The sequence below is a fragment of the Pseudomonas imrae genome, assembly GCF_046352735.2.
In the GTDB taxonomy this organism is placed as follows: domain Bacteria; phylum Pseudomonadota; class Gammaproteobacteria; order Pseudomonadales; family Pseudomonadaceae; genus Aquipseudomonas; species Aquipseudomonas imrae.
In genome coordinates, this window is record NZ_CP110853.2 from 4,925,239 (window position 1) to 4,941,925 (window position 16,687).

The following is a 16,687-nucleotide window of genomic DNA, read 5'->3' on the forward strand; positions in this document are numbered from 1 at the left end:
AATACCCACAGGTACGACACGGATGCTCGGCATATTTAAGGAAGATTCATGGACTGTCAACCTGACCACGAACACGAGGTTTACATCTGGTTAAAAAACAATCAACACTGTTTACTATGCGATGAAATCACCGACGCCTCCCCGGCCCTGTGCAACCTTTGCGAAATCGAATTGCCGTGGCTGATAGATCATTGTGAAGTCTGCGCCCTGCCCCTGCCGATGAACGACCTGGTCTGCGGTCAATGCCAGAAGTCGCCCCCTGCGTTCACACGGGTGCTGGCGCCCTGGACCTACAGTTTTCCGGTGGACAGCCTGATCAGCCGGTTCAAACACCAGGGCAGATGGCCGCTCGGACACTTGTTGGCAAACCTGCTGGGGCAATACTTGCAAGATCGCTTCGAAACCACCGAGCTGCTGCACCCCGACTGCCTGTTGCCCGTACCGATGGCCGGCAAGCGCCTGCGCCAGCGCGGCTATAACCAGGCCTGCATGCTCGCTCGCTGGCTGAGCAAAGACCTGAATGTGCCGGTCGACGAGCATTTGCTGTTACGCCCCCATGAAACAGTCGCCCAGCAGGAGCTGGACGCCAAGACCCGCAAACGCAACCTGCGCAACGCCTTCACCCTGGCTCCCGATACCCAGGTCCAAGGCCAGCACCTGGCCCTGGTGGACGACGTGTTGACCACCGGTGCCACCGCCCACAGCCTGGCGCGCCTGTTGATGCAAGCCGGCGCCCGACAGGTGGACGTGTATTGCCTGGCGCGCACCCCCAAACCGGGCACCTGACTTGACTCCAGCGCGGCCTGCCCGCAACGTTCCTGCATTCCAAGCCTGCGTGTAACCGTTTGCCATGTCTCTACCCACACTGTTGAGCCAACACATCGTCCGTCGCCCCCAGCGCATTGCCCTGCTGCAACACATCGCCGAGCAGGGTTCCATCACTCGCGCAGCGAAGAGTGCCGGCTTGAGCTACAAGGCCGCATGGGACGCCATCGATGAACTGAACAACCTGGCGCAAAAACCCTTGGTCGAACGCAGCGTGGGAGGCAAGGGTGGTGGTGGCGCACGCTTGTCGGCAGAAGGTGAACGGGTACTGCGTCTTTATCAGCGCCTGCAAACCCTGCAGGCTCAGGTACTGGAAGCGGCAGAAGATGCCGGCGACTTCAATCTGTTGGGTCGCCTGATGTTGCGCACCAGTGCGCGCAACCAACTGCATGGCCAGGTTGTCGCCATCGACAGCCATGGCCATAACGACCTGATCCGCCTGGAGCTGGCTGCTGGCTTGACTCTGGAGGCGCAAATTACCCATGACAGCACGTTGCGCCTGGAGCTGGAAATCGGCACACAAGTCGTGGCGTTGATCAAGGCCGGTTGGCTGGACCTTATTGCCACCCACGAACCGGCAACGCCTGGCTATAACTGTATGAGTGGCCAGGTCGAAGCCATTCTCGAGGCCGACGACGGTCCCAGCGAAGTGCGCATCAACCTGTCTAACGGCCAGGTACTCTGCGCACTGGCCTCGCCCCAACGGCTTGCGGCCCTGGGCACCTGCGAAGGAGGCACTCTTCGCCTGCAGTTTGCTCCCAGCAATGTGCTGCTGGGCATCCCTGCGTAATCACCGCTTTCATCCAACTGCAATCGTTTCGTCATAACCGCTCCTTAAGGTGTGTGCAAAAACACTGAGGAGCCTGAGATGAATCTATTAGAAGAAAACCAAGCCACAGACTTGGAAGAGATAGTCGGCCTCACTCGCCGCCGCTTTATCGGCGCTGGCGCCCTGTGCGGTGCCGCGATGTTCCTGGGCGGCAATCTGCTGAGCCGCAGCGCCCTCGCCACCGGTGTCAATGCCGCCACCAACAGCCCGCTGCTGGGCTTTGCCAGCATTGCCGCCGCCACCACCGACACCGTCACCCTGCCGCCTGGCTACATCGCTTCGGTATTGATCAGTTGGGGCCAGCCACTGCACAAGGGTGGCCCGGCCTTCGACCCGAGCGGCAACGGCACGGCCAAGGCCCAGGAACTGCAATTTGGCGACAACAACGACGGCATGAGCCTGTTTGCCTTCCCCGGCGACGATAACCGCGCGTTGATGGCCATCAATAACGAATACACCAACTACCGCTACCTGTACGCCCACGGCGGCATGCCGCAGTCCGCCGAAGAAGTACACAAGGCCCAGGCCAGCGAAGGCGTGTCGGTGATCGAAGTCAAACGCCAGGGCGACACCTGGCAGTTCGTTCAGGACTCGGGCTACAACCGACGCATCCACGGCAACTCGCCAACCCGCCTGAGTGGCCCGGCTGCAGGCCATGCCTGGATGAAGACCAGCGCCGACACGTCCGGCAAGCATGTCCTCGGTACCTTCCAGAACTGCGCCAACGGCATGACGCCCTGGGGCACTTACCTGACCTGCGAAGAGAACTTCACTGACTGTTTTGGCAGCAGCGACCCACAACAGAATTTCGACGCCGCGCAAAAACGCTATGGCGTGGTGGCTGCCAGCAAAGAGATCAACTGGCATCAATACGACCCGCGCTTCGATATCGCGAAGACCCCCAACGAACTCAATCGCCATGGTTGGGTGGTGGAAATCGATCCGTTCGACCCGCAATCCACACCGGTCAAGCGCACCGCCCTGGGCCGTTTCAAACATGAAAACGCGGCCCTGGCCGAAACCCGTGGCGGCCATGCAGTGGTTTACATGGGCGACGACGAACGTGGCGAGTTCATCTACAAATTCATCAGCCGCGACAAGATCAATCATCAGGACCCCAAGGCCAATAAAGACCTGCTGGACCACGGCACGTTGTACGTGGCGATCTTTGACGCTGGCGATGGCAATACCGACCATCCCAAGGGTCAGGGTCAATGGGTCGAGCTGAGCTTTGGCAAGAACGGTATTGATGCCAGCAGCGGTTTCGCCAGCCAGGCCGAGGTGTTGATCCATGCGCGCCTGGCCGCCAGCGTAGTGAAAGCCACGCGCATGGACCGGCCGGAATGGATCGTCGTCAGCCCCACCGACGGCCAGGTCTATTGCACCCTGACCAACAACGCCAAGCGCGGTGAAGACGGCCAACCGGTCGGCGGCCCCAACCCACGCGAGAAAAACGTCTACGGGCAGATTTTGCGCTGGAAAGCCAACGCCGATGATCACGGCGCGTCGGATTTTACCTGGGACTTGTTTGTGGTGGCCGGAAACCCTGGCGTACACGCGGGCAGCGCCAAGGGCGGTTCGTCCAACATCAACCCACAGAACATGTTCAACAGCCCCGATGGCCTGGGTTTCGATAAAGCCGGGCGCCTGTGGATCCTCACCGACGGCGACTACAGCAACAGCGGCGACTTTGCCGGCATGGGCAATAACCAGATGCTCTGTGCCGACCCAAGCACCGGCGAAATTCGCCGGTTCATGGTGGGGCCTGTGGCCTGCGAGGTGACGGGCATCAGTTTTTCGCCAGACCAGAAGACACTGTTTGTGGGGATCCAGCATCCGGGCGATACCGGGAACTCGACCTTTCCGGAGCATCTGCCCAACGGTAAGCCACGTTCATCAGTAATGGCGATTCGGCGCGAGGATGGCGGGATCGTCGGCGCCTGATAGGCCGCCATCGCGAGCAAGCCCGCACCACCCCTGACCGCATATATCCTGCAGGAGTGCGATCGAAGGTGGGAGGGGGCTTGCTCCCGATAGCAATTCCACAGCCGCCCCCTATCTCAAGCCTTGTGCGTTACCATACCCGGCCGGACGCGGCGCCCTGCTGCGCGCAGGAGTTCGCATGGCCCATCCGTTTGAAACACTGACCCCTGACCTGGTACTCGACGCTGTCGAAAGCATCGGCTTTCTCAGCGACGCTCGCGTTCTGGCGCTTAACAGCTACGAAAATCGCGTGTATCAAGTAGGCATCGAAGACTCCGAACCGCTGATCGCCAAGTTCTACCGCCCTCAGCGCTGGACCAACGAGGCAATCCTCGAAGAGCACCGCTTCACTTTTGAACTGGCCGAGTGCGAAGTCCCGGTGGTCGCGCCGATGATTCATAACGGTGAAAGCCTGTTCGAGCACGCAGGTTTCCGTTTCACCCTGTTCCCTCGCCGCGGTGGTCGGGCGCCGGAGCCGGGCAATCTCGATCAGTTGTACCGCCTTGGGCAATTGCTCGGGCGCTTGCACGCTGTCGGCTCTACCCGCCCGTTCGAACATCGCGAGGCGCTGGGGGTCAAGAACTTTGGCCACGATTCCCTGAACACATTGCTCGAAGGCAATTTCATTCCCAAGAGCCTGCTGCCTGCCTATGAGTCCGTGGCCCGCGATCTGCTCAAGCGCGTGGAAGAGGTCTACAAGGCTACGCCGCACAAGAACATCCGCATGCACGGCGATTGCCACCCCGGCAACATGATGTGCCGCGACGAGATGTTCCACATCGTCGATCTTGACGATTGCCGCATGGGGCCGGCGGTTCAAGACTTGTGGATGATGCTTGCCGGTGATCGCCAGGAATGCCTGGGGCAACTGTCCGAGCTGATGGATGGCTATCAGGAGTTTCACGACTTCGACCCTCGCGAACTGGCACTGATCGAACCCTTGCGCGCCCTGCGTCTGATGCATTACAGCGCCTGGCTGGCACGGCGCTGGGATGACCCGGCGTTCCCCCACAGCTTCCCCTGGTTTGGCAGCGAGCGGTATTGGGGCGACCAGGTGTTGGCGCTGCGTGAACAATTGTCGGCACTCAATGAAGAACCGCTGAAACTGTTCTGACCGTTCTCGAAAAATTTACTTACAATCACGGCTTTGTTAGCTGCCTAAGCAAGGACTCTGCATGCAAGCCGCCAACCCCCGCCGCGGGTACATATTGGGCCTGAGCGCCTACATCATCTGGGGTCTGTTCCCGCTCTACTTCAAAGCCATCGCCAGCGTGCCGGCCGCAGAAATCATCGTCCACCGTGTGTTGTGGTCGGCGCTGTTCGGCGGCCTGCTGTTGCTGGTCTGGAAACACCCCGGCTGGTGGCGCGAACTGCGGGACAACCCCAAGCGCCTGGCGATCCTGGCACTCAGCGGCTCGTTGATCGCGGGAAACTGGCTGACCTACGTGTGGTCGGTGAACAGCGGGCGCATGCTCGAAGCCAGCCTGGGTTACTACATCAACCCGCTGATCAATGTATTGCTGGGCATGCTGATCCTCGGTGAGCGCCTGCGTCGCCTGCAATGGGTGGCGGTCGGGCTGGCGGCGGTGGGCGTTGCGCAACAAGTGTGGCAGGTCGGCAGCTTGCCCTGGGTATCGCTGGTGCTGGCGCTGACGTTTGGCTTCTATGGCCTAATCCGCAAGCAAGCGCCGGTCAAGGCGCTGCCGGGCCTTGTGGTGGAAACCTGGATGCTGGTGCCGATTGCGTTGGCGTGGGTGTTGCTCAATCCCAACGCCCATAGCGCCAATATGGCGTTCTGGAGTACCTCCGAAGCTTGGTGGCTGGTCGCGGCGGGGCCGGTGACGCTGGTCCCACTGGTGTGTTTCAACGCAGCGGCGCGGCATTTGCCATACACCACCCTGGGTTTTCTGCAGTATCTGGCGCCCACCTTGGTGCTGCTGCAAGCGGTTCTGCTGTTCGACGAGCACATGAGCCCCAGCAGCCTGGTGGCCTTTGTGTTTATCTGGGTCGGTCTGGCGGTGTACAGCATTGACGCATGGCTGAGTTTGCGTAAACGCTGATCAAATAACGTACAAAACCTTGCAAGTCACGGCCCGCGTGGCTTGCAGGGTTTCATCCCAAGGTTATCCACTGCCGGATCCCCGGGGTTTGTGCACAAGTATTTGAAATTGCTCGTTTTTTGTTCAAATACCGGAAAGCCACGGCTGACGTGGCCTGGCGCGGGGTCTCTACAGCTTATCCACAGGCCCATGCAAGATTTGCATGAACAACCTTGTGGACAGTTATTCCTCGCCGCGCAGTTCAACCATCAAGTCATCCGCCAGGGTTTCCAATGCGGCTTGCAGCGTATCCAGGGTCAATGTCGCTGGCACGGCTAACACAGCTTCGGCACGAAACAGCGGATCACCACTCATGGGTGCCGTGTGCACATCGGTATTGAGGCGCTCAAGGTTGACACCCTGCTTGCTTAACAGCGCGGTGATTTCACGCACAATACCGGGCCGGTCATTGCCCACCAGCGTCATCAGGATAGGTTTGCTGGCCCCAGGCAGCCCGGCGCTGCTTTCCCCCACCAGCACACGAATGCCGTGGGTGGACAGGTCTTCCAGCGCGTCCATCAGTGCCTGCCGGCTTTCCGCCGGAACGCTCACCCGCAGGATCCCGGCAAACTGCCCGGCCATGTGGGCCATGCGACTTTCCAGCCAGTTTCCGCCCTGCCCGGCAATGCACTGGGCGATGCGCTCAACCAGACCTGGTTTGTCGGCGGCGATGATCGTGAGTACGAGATGGTCCATGGCACAGTCCTCTGGAGTTCAGCCTACAAGGTGGACGCAGGTTCCCACGAAAACAAATCGTGTACCATTTTTAGATTTATCTGGAACAATCCAACAGTTTTTTGAGAACATCCAATACTTCGCTGTGACCGTACGACCAAAGTGGGTCGCTAAACGACGTATTTAGTCTAATTTTCACAACCGCAACTCATCATGTAGTATGCCGCAGCGCACACTACATAACGTTAGGTCGATGTCTGCCCTGGCGCCTTCATAACCCCGAACACCCCGTCAGCCAGCCTTGCGCCGTTGATTGGAACCACCCAGCCGCCATCTTTTGGCATGTACTGGTGCCCAGGGTTTGTGGTTTAAATGGCCAAAGGCTTCATTGGTAAATTGAAAAGCTGAAAAGCGAATTAAGCTCCGCAGAGTGAGGCAAGCAATGACTGAACACGTTCAAGTCGGTGGCCTGCAGGTCGCCAAAGTCCTGTTCGACTTCGTGAACAACGAAGCCATTCCCGGTACCGGCCTGACGGCCGACCAGTTCTGGGCCGGTGCCGACAAGGTCATCCACGACCTGGCACCGAAGAACAAAGCCCTACTCGCCAAACGCGACGATTTTCAAGCGCGGATCGATACCTGGCACCAGACTCACGCCGGCCAGGCCCACGACGCGGTGGCCTACAAAGCCTTCCTGCAAGACATCGGATACCTGCTGCCAGAAGCGGCGGATTTCCAGGCGACGACACAAAACGTCGATGACGAGATTGCCCGCATGGCCGGTCCGCAGTTGGTGGTGCCGGTGATGAACGCACGCTTTGCCCTCAACGCCTCCAATGCCCGCTGGGGCTCACTGTACGACGCGCTGTATGGCACCGACGCCATCAGCGAAGCCGACGGTGCCGAGAAAGGCCAGGGCTACAACAAAGTGCGTGGCGACAAGGTCATCGCCTTCGCCCGCGCCTTCCTCGATGAAGCCGCACCGTTGAGCGCCGGCAGTCATGCTGATTCGACGGGCTACAAGGTTGTCGACGGCAAGCTTATCGTCAGCCTCAAAGGCGGCAGCAACAGCGGCCTGCGTGACGACGCCCAGTTGATCGGCTTGCAGGGCGACGCCGCCCAACCGATTGCGATCCTGCTGAAAAACCACGGCCTGCATTTTGAAATCCAGATCGACGCCAGCACCCCGATCGGCCAGACCGATGCCGCCGGTGTCAAAGACATCCTGATGGAAGCCGCACTGACCACCATCATGGACTGCGAAGACTCCGTCGCCGCCGTCGATGCCGATGACAAAGTGGTGATCTATCGCAACTGGCTCGGCCTGATGAAGGGCGACCTGGCTGAAGAAGTGGCCAAGGGCGGCAAGACCTTCACCCGCACCATGAATGCCGACCGCGTCTACACCGGCGTGGATGGCCAGGACGTGACTCTGCACGGCCGTTCGCTGCTGTTCGTGCGTAACGTCGGTCACCTGATGACCATCGACGCGATCCTCGACAGCCATGGTGACGAAGTGCCGGAAGGCATCCTCGACGGCCTGGTCACCAGCCTCGCGGCGATTCACAGCCTCAACGGCAACAACACCCGCAAGAACAGCCGCACCGGTTCGGTCTACATCGTCAAACCGAAAATGCACGGCCCCGAAGAAGCAGCGTTCACCAACGAACTGTTCGGGCGTATCGAAGACGTGCTGAACCTGCCGCGCCACACCCTGAAAGTAGGGATCATGGACGAGGAGCGCCGCACTACGGTCAACCTCAAGGCCTGCATCAAGGCCGCCAGCGAACGCGTGGTGTTCATCAACACCGGTTTCCTCGACCGTACCGGCGACGAAATCCACACGTCCATGGAAGCCGGCGCGATGGTGCGCAAGGCCGCGATGAAAGCTGAAAAGTGGATTGGCGCCTACGAGAACTGGAACGTCGATATCGGTTTGAGCACCGGCCTGCAAGGCCGTGCACAGATCGGTAAAGGCATGTGGGCCATGCCCGACCTGATGGCAGCGATGCTCGAGCAGAAGATCGCTCACCCGCTGGCTGGCGCCAACACCGCCTGGGTACCGTCGCCGACCGCGGCCGCGCTGCACGCGCTGCACTACCACAAGGTCGACGTGTTCGCCCGCCAGGCTGAACTGGCCAAGCGCGAGCGGGCCTCGGTGGACGATATCCTGACCATTCCTCTGGCCAGCAACGCCGATTGGTCTGACGAAGAAATCCGCAACGAACTGGACAACAACGCCCAGGGCATCCTCGGTTATGTGGTGCGCTGGATCGACCAGGGCGTGGGTTGTTCGAAAGTGCCGGACATCAACGATATCGGCCTGATGGAAGACCGCGCCACCCTGCGTATTTCCAGCCAGCACATTGCCAACTGGCTGCGCCATGGCATCGTCAACGAAGCCCAGGTGCTGGAAAGTCTCAAGCGCATGGCGCCGGTGGTGGATCGCCAGAACGCCGGGGATGCGCTGTATCGCCCGCTGGCGCCGGATTTCGACAGCAACATCGCGTTCCAGGCCGCGGTGGAGTTGGTGATTGAAGGGACGAAGCAGCCGAATGGGTATACCGAGCCGGTGTTGCACCGTCGGCGTCGGGAGTTCAAGGCCAGGAATGGCCTGTAAATGAAAAAAGCCCTGATCGAGAGATCGGGGCTTTTTCTTAGGCTTCATGGTGATTTGACTGGCGCTATCGGCAGCAAGCCGGCACATTCACCATAGGATCAGCGGGACAACCCCAGTTCGCGCTTGACCATCTTCGCCAATATATTGCTATCAAGTGGCTTGAGCATGAAATCCACCACGCTCAAATGCATGGCATCGATCACGTCTGGCGCTTCGGCATCGCCAGATACAACAATGATCGGCAAGGCTGCTCGCTGGGAACTGCGTACCTTGCGAATCAAGTCCAGGCCATCGCTGGGCTCCATGCGCAAGTCGGTGATCAACAAACCGATGGCGCTGCTGGCGTTCAACAGTGCCCACGCCTCCTCACCATTGGCGGCGGTCATGCAGCGAATACCGTACAACCGAAGCATCTCTGCCAACAGATCCCGCGCGTCCTTGTCGTCATCCACGATCAAAACGCGTTGTGGCGGTAAATCGGCCTCGAGCATCACGGCACTCAGCGCCTCGCGCTCGTCATCACTCAAAATATCGTGGTCGGACATACGTTTCTCGGCAGTTTTCAACAATCTCCCAGCTCAGACGTCAGACATCAGCGCAAGGGCGCTCAATGTGCACTTCGTCGGAAAGTTTTCCTAGTGGGCGCTCTACGGAGTCTGGACGATATTCATGTAAGGCTTTTCCTTAGTCACATACCGTTACGTAGCTACCTAGACTTACGTCCAATGGGCACTGCGCCCGTAGAAGTCGACCATGCAGGACGATAACGACAAAAAACTGCGGTCATGGTTATGAGTAAAGCTGATGCTTTCACCCAGGCAGGAAAAACTGCGGTATTGCAGAACATTCACGGCACCCTGCAGTTCCTTCAACGCTTCCCACCGTTCAACCAAATGGAGTACGCCCACCTGGCATTTTTGGTGGAACAGTGCCAATTGCGCTTCTACGGCCCCGGCGAGAGCATTCTCAAACCCTCGTCAGGCCCGGTAGAACACTTCTATATCGTCAAGCAGGGACGTGTCGTCGGCGAGCGCCCGCATTCGGCCAACGGCGGCACCCAAACCACTTTTGAAATCACCACCGGCGAATGCTTTCCGCTGGCGGCGCTACTGGGCGAGCGAGCCACCCGGACCGAACACCTGGCAGCGCAGGACACTTTTTGCCTGCAACTGAACAAGCCAGCCTTTATCAAGCTGTTTGCGCTGTCTGGAGCATTTCGCGACTTCGCCTTGCGCGGGGTCAGCAGCCTGCTGGATCAGGTCAACCAGCAAGTCCAGCAAAAAGCCGTGGAAACCCTGGGAACCCAATACTCGTTGAATACCCGCCTGGGCGAGCTGGCCATGCGCCACCCTGTAACGTGCAGCCCCCTGACACCGCTGCGTGAAGCGGTCACGCTGATGCACGAGCAACAAGTCGGCAGCATCGTGGTGGTGGATCAACACAAGGCGCCCCTGGGGATTTTCACCCTGCGGGACCTACGCCAGGTTGTGGCCGACGGTGCCAATGATTTCAATCAGGCCATTGAAGGCCATATGACTCAGGCGCCCTTCTTCCTGAGCCCGGACCACAGCGCCTTCGACGCCGCTATTGCGATGACCGAACGACACATCGCCCATGTGTGCCTGGTCAAAGACCGGCGCCTGTGTGGCGTGGTGTCCGAGCGTGATCTGTTTTCCCTGCAACGGGTCGATCTTGTCCATCTGGCTCGGACCATCCGCAACGCACCGCGCATCGACAACCTGGTGGCGATCCGTGGCGAGATCGGTCAGTTGGTGGAGCGCATGCTGGCCCATGGCGCGTCCTCGACCCAGATCACCCACATCATCACCCTGCTCAACGATCACACGGTGTGCCGGGTCATCGAACTGACCCTGGCGGAGAATGGTGATCCCGGCGTTCCTTTCAGTTGGCTGTGTTTCGGCAGCGAAGGGCGCCGCGAGCAGACGCTGCACACCGACCAGGACAACGGCATTGTGTTTGAAGCCCGGGATGCGGCCGAGGCCTCGGAAATTCGCGCACGCCTGTTGCCGCTGGCGCAACAGATCAACCAGAGCCTGGCGTTGTGTGGTTTTACCCTGTGCAAGGGCAACATCATGGCCGGCAACCCCGAGCTGTGCCTGTCCCGCGCCGAGTGGGCCGGGCGTTTTGCCGCGTTTATTCGCGAAGCGACCCCGCAGAACCTGCTCGGCTCCAGCATCTACTTCGACCTGCGGGTCGTCTGGGGCGATGAACAAGGTTGCGAGCAACTGCGCCAGGGGATTCTTGACCAGGTCGCGGACAATCGCCTGTTCCAGCGCATGCTGGCCGAAAATGCCTTGCGACAGCGGCCACCGGTGGGGCGTTTCCGCGATTTTGTGCTGTCGCGCAAAGGCGGCGACAAAGCCACCCTGGACCTCAAAGTGCAAGGCCTCACGCCATTTGTCGATGGCGCGCGCCTGCTGGCCCTGGCCAACGGTATCGCCACTAACAACACGCTTGAGCGTTTGCAGCAATTGGTGGCCAAAGAGGTAATCGAGCGCCTGGATGGTGCCGCCTATGAAGAGGCTTACAACTTTATCCAGCAGACCCGCATGCAACAGCATCAACTGCAAACCCGGGAGAACCAGCCTTATTCCAACCGGGTCGATCCCGATAGCCTCAACCACCTGGACCGTCGCATCCTGCGCGAATCCCTGCGCCAGGCCCAACGCCTGCAAAGCAGCCTGGCCTTGAGGTATCAGTTGTGAATCTATTCCGATGGCTACGCCCTTCGCGGCCAGGATTGAACGCCACACAACAGACTCGCCTGCAACAATTGCCTGAACCTCAACCGCTGGGCGAGGGCTCGCTGCGCGCGCAACGCTGGGTAGTGCTGGACCTGGAGACCAGCGGCTTGAACCTCAATCGCGATCAGGTGCTGTCGATTGGCGCCGTGGTCATCGAGGACGGTGCCATCGATTTCTCCCAGCAGTTCGAACGCACTTTGCACCGCACCGACACCAAGCTTGGCCCCAGCGTACTGATCCACGGCCTGGGCCCCAGCGCCATTGCCGCCGGTTGCGATCCGGTGGAGGCGTTGCTCGACTTCATGGCGTTCGTCGGTGACAGCCCGTTGCTGGCGTTCCATGCACCTTTCGACCAACACATGCTCGGCCGCGCGCTCAAGGACAGTCTGGGCTATCGCCTGGCGCACACGTTTCTCGACGTGGCCGACCTGGCGCCACTGCTGTGCCCACAGGCCAATATCCGTGAAGCAGGCCTGGATGACTGGACCAACCATTTCAACCTGCAAGTAGGCGAGCGCCATCATGCCAGCGCCGACGCCCTGGCGACGGCAGAGCTGAGTTTGATTCTGTTCAGTCGCGCCCGCCAGCAACACATCGACAGCCCCCTCGCGCTGCAACAGCGCTTGAACCAACGGAAACGGCGCCAGCAGGCCCCGGTCTTCTGAAGCCTGCGGGCGTGCAACCGACCAACGCCAATTGCGCCCGCCGCTCACCTCTGACACAATCGCGAATAATTCTCGTTAGTTTAAAATTCTCGATGGTGATGCCTTGTCGTCAGCCCAAAGTCCCCACGGTGAGCTTGTTGGCGCGTTGTATCGTGACCATCGCGGCTGGCTGCTGGCTTGGCTGCGGCGCAACGTGGCGTGTCCGAGCCGGGCCGAAGACCTGAGCCAGGACACGTTCATGCGCCTGCTTGGGCGAGAACAGCTGCATGCACCGCGCGAGCCCCGGGCATTTCTGGTGGCCATCGCCAAGGGCCTGCTGTTCGACTACTTCCGGCGCGCCGCACTGGAGCAGGCCTACCTCAGCGAACTGATGCTGATCCCGGAGAACGAACACCCCTCGCCGGAAGCACAGCAATTGATCCTCGAAGATCTCAAGGCCATCGACCGCCTGCTCGGCAAACTTTCCAGCAAGGCCCGTGCGGCATTCCTCTATAACCGCCTCGATGGCTTGGGCCACGCCGAAATTGCCCAACGCCTGGGCGTGTCTGTACCCAGGGTGCGGCAATACCTGGCCCAGGGCATCCGCCAGTGCTACGTCGCCTTGTATGGCGAGCCGCTGTGAGCCAGATCAGTTGCAAACCGGTTTCGGCGCGAGTGCTCGATGCCGCCATCGCCTGGCAACTGACGCTGGATTCCGGGGATGGCAACCTGGCGGCGTGCGCTGAATTCGACAAATGGCTGACCAGTGACGAAGAGCACGCCCGTGCCTGGCACCAATTGAGCATGCTCGACCAACGCTTCAGCGTCGCGTCAGGCCCGGTGCGCGCGGCCTTGCTGCAGCCGCGCGCGAGTATCCGCCAGCGGGTGCGCAAGCTCGGCAGCGGCCTGGCCAGTGTGGTGCTGGTCTGCGGCCTCGTAGCGTTTGCCGGCCAACGTTACTTGCCCATCAACTATTGGTTGGCCGACCAACGCACGGCCACCGGCGAACAGCGCACGCTGCGGCTGGCGGACGGTACGCTGATCAACCTCAATACCCACAGCGCGATTGATGTGCGCTTTGACGACAAGCGCCGGCTGATCGTGCTGCAAGAAGGCGAAATCCTTATCGAGACCGGCCACGACGACAGCCGCCCGTTTATCGTCGAAACCCGCGAAGGCAGCCTGCGGGCCCTGGGTACGCGCTTTATCGTCAGACGCGAGGACAACGGCACGCGGCTGAGCGTGTTGCAGTCTGCCGTCGCCGCCCAACCAGAGGCGCTGCATCGGGAACAGATCTACAAGCAAGGCCAGCAAGTATTGATGCGCAGTGACGGCCTCGATCCGCTGCAGGCTGTTACCGCCGGCACCGATGCCTGGACCCGCGGCATGCTGGTGGTGGACAACGCGCGGCTGGGGGATGTGATTGCAGAGTTGGGGCGCTATCGCAGTGGCTATCTGCGGCTCGACCCGCAATTGGCGGACCTGCGAATCACCGGCAGCTTTCCGCTGCATGACACGGATATGGCGCTGAATGCGCTGTTGCCGACCTTGCCGGTGCAGATCCAGCAGCGCACGCCGTGGTGGGTGACGGTCAGCCCAAGGCCTTGAGCTCTGTGGTGTATGGCTTGCTCGCGATGCGGCCCTGAAAACCAGCAAAAATACCCAGGCAAGAAAATATTTCCACCCCGCCCTATCACTTTTTGATTCTCGTCCGGCACACAGGCAATTGAGAAATATTTCCATTCAGGAGCCGCCCTATGTCCCGCACGCTAGACACCTTGTTGCGCCCCAGCCTGTTAGCCGTGGCCATTGCTCTCAGCGCCCCGCTGGTCAGCACCCAGTTGATCGCCGCCGAACAAGCGTCCAGCGTGCGTGCCTACAATCTGCCCGCCGCGCCATTGGCCAGCACCCTGAACCAGATCGCCAGCCAGGCCGGCCTGGCGCTGACCCTCAATCCAGCGCTGGCGGCCGGCAAGACCTCGGCCCCGGTCCAGGGCCAGTTCGATGCACCGCAAGCCCTGCGAGAGGCGTTGCGCGGTACCGGCCTGCAACTGGAACAAAGCAGCGCCGGCACGTTCAGCCTGATGGCAATTCCGGATGGCGTGGTAGCACTGCCGGCAACCAACATCACGGGCCAAGGTAGCTATGAAAGCGCATGGGGACCGGTGGAGGGTTATGTCGCCACGCGTACGGCAGCGGGGAGCAAGACTGACACTGCATTGGTAGAAGCACCGCGTTCCATCTCCATTACCACCCGCCAGCAGATGCAGGACCGCAACGTCCAGAACCTCGATGACGCCGTTCGCTACATGCCGGGGATTGTTTCTGCCAGCTACGGCAGCGACACCCGCTACGACTGGATGCGTGTACGCGGCTTCGAGCCCACCCAGTTTCTCGATGGGCTGCCTCTGCCTCGAGGCGTATACGCCAACCCTAAAGCGGAAACCTGGAATCTGGACCGTATTGCACTGCTGCGCGGCCCAGCCTCGTCTGTCTACGGCCAGACACCACCAGGCGGTTTGCTGGATATGGTCAGCCGACGCCCCAGCGCCGAATCCAGCCATGCCATCCAAGCTCAGTACGGCAGTGACAACTACCGCCAGATAAACTTTGCCAGCACCGGCAAGATCGACGATGAAGGCCAGTTTCTCTACGGCATCAGCGGCGTGGTGCGCGACGCTGGCACCCAGGTCGATCATATCGACAACAAGCGCTACAACATTGCCCCCAGCCTGACCTGGAACATCAATACCGATACCCAGCTGACCTTGCTCTCGCAGTTCACCCGCGACGATACCGGCGCTACCAGCCAATTCCTGCCGATACAGGGCACCAAGATCAAATCGCCGCTGGGCGACATCTCGCACCACAAGAACCTGGGCGACCCGGACTACGAGTTCTACGACCGCACCTACTACGCACTGGGCTATGCCTTCGAGCATCGCTTCAACGACACCTGGCAGTTCCGTCAGAACCTGCGCTATACCAAATCAGAACTGTCCTTCCAGCAATTGACCGTGGGTGCATATCCGTTCACCACGGTCGACGCCGAAGGCAACGTTGGCCGCACATCGACCAATGCTGACGAGGCTATCGGCCAGTTCGCAGTCGACAACAACTTCCAGGCTGACTTCGCCACTGGCGATATCACCCACACCCTGTTGATCGGCCTGGATCATCAACGCACCGATACCACCTACACCTCGATTTTCGGTGACGGGCTGACAACCAACATCAACAACCCCATCTACGGCCAACCGATAGTACGTCCGGACCGCTCGACGGCGTTCTACGACTACAACCAGAAAACTGTGCAGACCGGCCTCTACGTGCAGGACCAGATGGCCCTGGATCATTGGCGCCTGACCCTCGGCGGTCGTGAAGACTGGGTGCATCAGAGCACCACTTACTTCAACAAGAACGACGCGACGAACACCGACCGCAACAAGAATTTCAGTGGCAACGCAGCGCTGAGCTACGTGTTCGATTCGGGCTTCGTGCCATATATCTCTTACGCCGAATCGTTCCAGCCAGCGAGCAACGCCAACGCGTCGCCTACCGAATCCTACAAACCCACCGAAGGCAAGCAGTGGGAACTGGGGATCAAGTATCAGCCACCCGGCTCAAACACTCTGTTGAGCGCTGCTGTCTATGATCTGACCCAGAAAAATGTACTGGTGACCACCACCATCGCTGGCAGCATCCCGGTCACTAATCAGACAGGCGAAGTCAAGGTCAAAGGCCTGGAGCTGGAAGCAGTGTCGGACGTGACCGAGAACCTGAAAGTTATCGCGGCCTATACCCTGGCCAAGTCCGAGGTGCAAAAAGGTGACTACAAGGGCAACCGCTTGCAACTGATGCCTAACCAGAAGGCCAGCCTGTGGACCGACTACACCTGGCACGACGGCGTATTGGACGGTTTCGGCATCGGTTTTGGTGCCCGCTACACCGGCAATACGTATGGCGACCAAGGCAACACCTGGCTGGGCAAGGCCGATGCCAACACCGTTTTCGATGCCGCCGTACACTACGACCTCGGCCGCCTGGACAACAGCCTCAAGGGCGCATCGGTGAAACTGAACGCCACCAATCTGTTCGACAAGGATTACATTTCGACCTGCGATGGCTTCTATTGCTACTACGGCGACCAACGCAGCGTCGTCGCCAGTGCCACCTATCAGTGGTAACGCGCTGAGCTGACCTGCTCCACAACCAGGCCGTCCCACAAGGGCGGCTTTGGCTTGTCT

The 16,687-nt window shown here is 60.1% G+C and carries 13 protein-coding genes; 11 read left to right on the forward strand and 2 right to left on the reverse strand.

Annotated elements, in window-relative coordinates:
• The first annotated feature begins 48 nt into the window (after positions 1 to 48).
• From OQ460_RS22505 to rarD, 5 genes are all read left to right on the forward strand, one after another.
• Positions 49 to 786: a ComF family protein gene (locus tag OQ460_RS22505; protein WP_410019480.1), complete on the forward strand. Its 738-nt coding sequence runs from the start codon at positions 49 to 51 to the stop codon at positions 784 to 786.
• A gap of 64 nt (positions 787 to 850) precedes the next feature.
• Positions 851 to 1,615: a TOBE domain-containing protein gene (locus OQ460_RS22510; protein WP_410019481.1), complete on the forward strand. Its 765-nt coding sequence runs from the start codon at positions 851 to 853 to the stop codon at positions 1,613 to 1,615.
• A gap of 78 nt (positions 1,616 to 1,693) precedes the next feature.
• Entirely contained in the window at positions 1,694 to 3,598 is a 1,905-nt protein-coding gene (locus OQ460_RS22515; protein ID WP_410019482.1) for a PhoX family protein, read from the forward strand.
• A gap of 178 nt (positions 3,599 to 3,776) precedes the next feature.
• Positions 3,777 to 4,751 carry a serine/threonine protein kinase gene (locus tag OQ460_RS22520; RefSeq protein WP_017138020.1) on the forward strand — a complete coding sequence of 325 codons (975 nt, stop codon included), beginning with the start codon at positions 3,777 to 3,779 and terminating at the stop codon, positions 4,749 to 4,751.
• A 61-nt stretch (positions 4,752 to 4,812) separates the two neighbouring features.
• Positions 4,813 to 5,697, forward strand: a complete 885-nt coding sequence (gene rarD, locus OQ460_RS22525; RefSeq protein ID WP_410019483.1) for an EamA family transporter RarD — start codon at positions 4,813 to 4,815, stop codon at positions 5,695 to 5,697.
• Positions 5,698 to 5,919: 222 nt separating this feature from the next.
• Here the strand turns inward: rarD and OQ460_RS22530 are convergent, their stop codons facing one another.
• Complete coding sequence (locus tag OQ460_RS22530; RefSeq protein WP_410019484.1) at positions 5,920 to 6,432, reverse strand: glycine cleavage system protein R; 513 nt, start codon at positions 6,430 to 6,432, stop codon at positions 5,920 to 5,922.
• Positions 6,433 to 6,853: 421 nt separating this feature from the next.
• On the opposite strand from OQ460_RS22530, the gene OQ460_RS22535 reads away from it, so the two are divergent.
• Entirely contained in the window at positions 6,854 to 9,031 is a 2,178-nt protein-coding gene (locus OQ460_RS22535) for a malate synthase G (RefSeq protein WP_410019485.1), read from the forward strand.
• A 98-nt stretch (positions 9,032 to 9,129) separates the two neighbouring features.
• Here OQ460_RS22535 and OQ460_RS22540 read toward each other — a convergent pair whose 3' ends face one another.
• Complete coding sequence (locus OQ460_RS22540) at positions 9,130 to 9,576, reverse strand: response regulator (protein ID WP_410019486.1); 447 nt, start codon at positions 9,574 to 9,576, stop codon at positions 9,130 to 9,132.
• 246 nt (positions 9,577 to 9,822) lie between these two features.
• On the opposite strand from OQ460_RS22540, the gene OQ460_RS22545 reads away from it, so the two are divergent.
• From OQ460_RS22545 to OQ460_RS22565, 5 genes are all read left to right on the forward strand, one after another.
• Positions 9,823 to 11,757, forward strand: a complete 1,935-nt coding sequence (locus OQ460_RS22545) for a putative nucleotidyltransferase substrate binding domain-containing protein (protein ID WP_410019487.1) — start codon at positions 9,823 to 9,825, stop codon at positions 11,755 to 11,757.
• Positions 11,754 to 12,461, forward strand: a complete 708-nt coding sequence (locus OQ460_RS22550; RefSeq protein WP_410019488.1) for a PolC-type DNA polymerase III — start codon at positions 11,754 to 11,756, stop codon at positions 12,459 to 12,461. The genes OQ460_RS22545 and OQ460_RS22550 overlap by 4 nt, the downstream gene beginning before the upstream one ends.
• A 103-nt stretch (positions 12,462 to 12,564) precedes the next feature.
• Entirely contained in the window at positions 12,565 to 13,083 is a 519-nt protein-coding gene (locus tag OQ460_RS22555) for an RNA polymerase sigma factor (RefSeq protein WP_410019489.1), read from the forward strand.
• The gene (locus OQ460_RS22560) at positions 13,080 to 14,048 is read left to right on the forward strand and encodes a FecR domain-containing protein (RefSeq protein ID WP_410019490.1); all 969 of its coding nucleotides are present in this window, start codon (positions 13,080 to 13,082) and stop codon (positions 14,046 to 14,048) included. Before OQ460_RS22555 ends, OQ460_RS22560 begins: the two co-directional genes overlap by 4 nt.
• Before the next feature lie 149 nt (positions 14,049 to 14,197).
• Positions 14,198 to 16,627: a TonB-dependent siderophore receptor gene (locus OQ460_RS22565; RefSeq protein WP_410019491.1), complete on the forward strand. Its 2,430-nt coding sequence runs from the start codon at positions 14,198 to 14,200 to the stop codon at positions 16,625 to 16,627.
• The last annotated feature ends 60 nt before the right edge of the window (positions 16,628 to 16,687 follow it).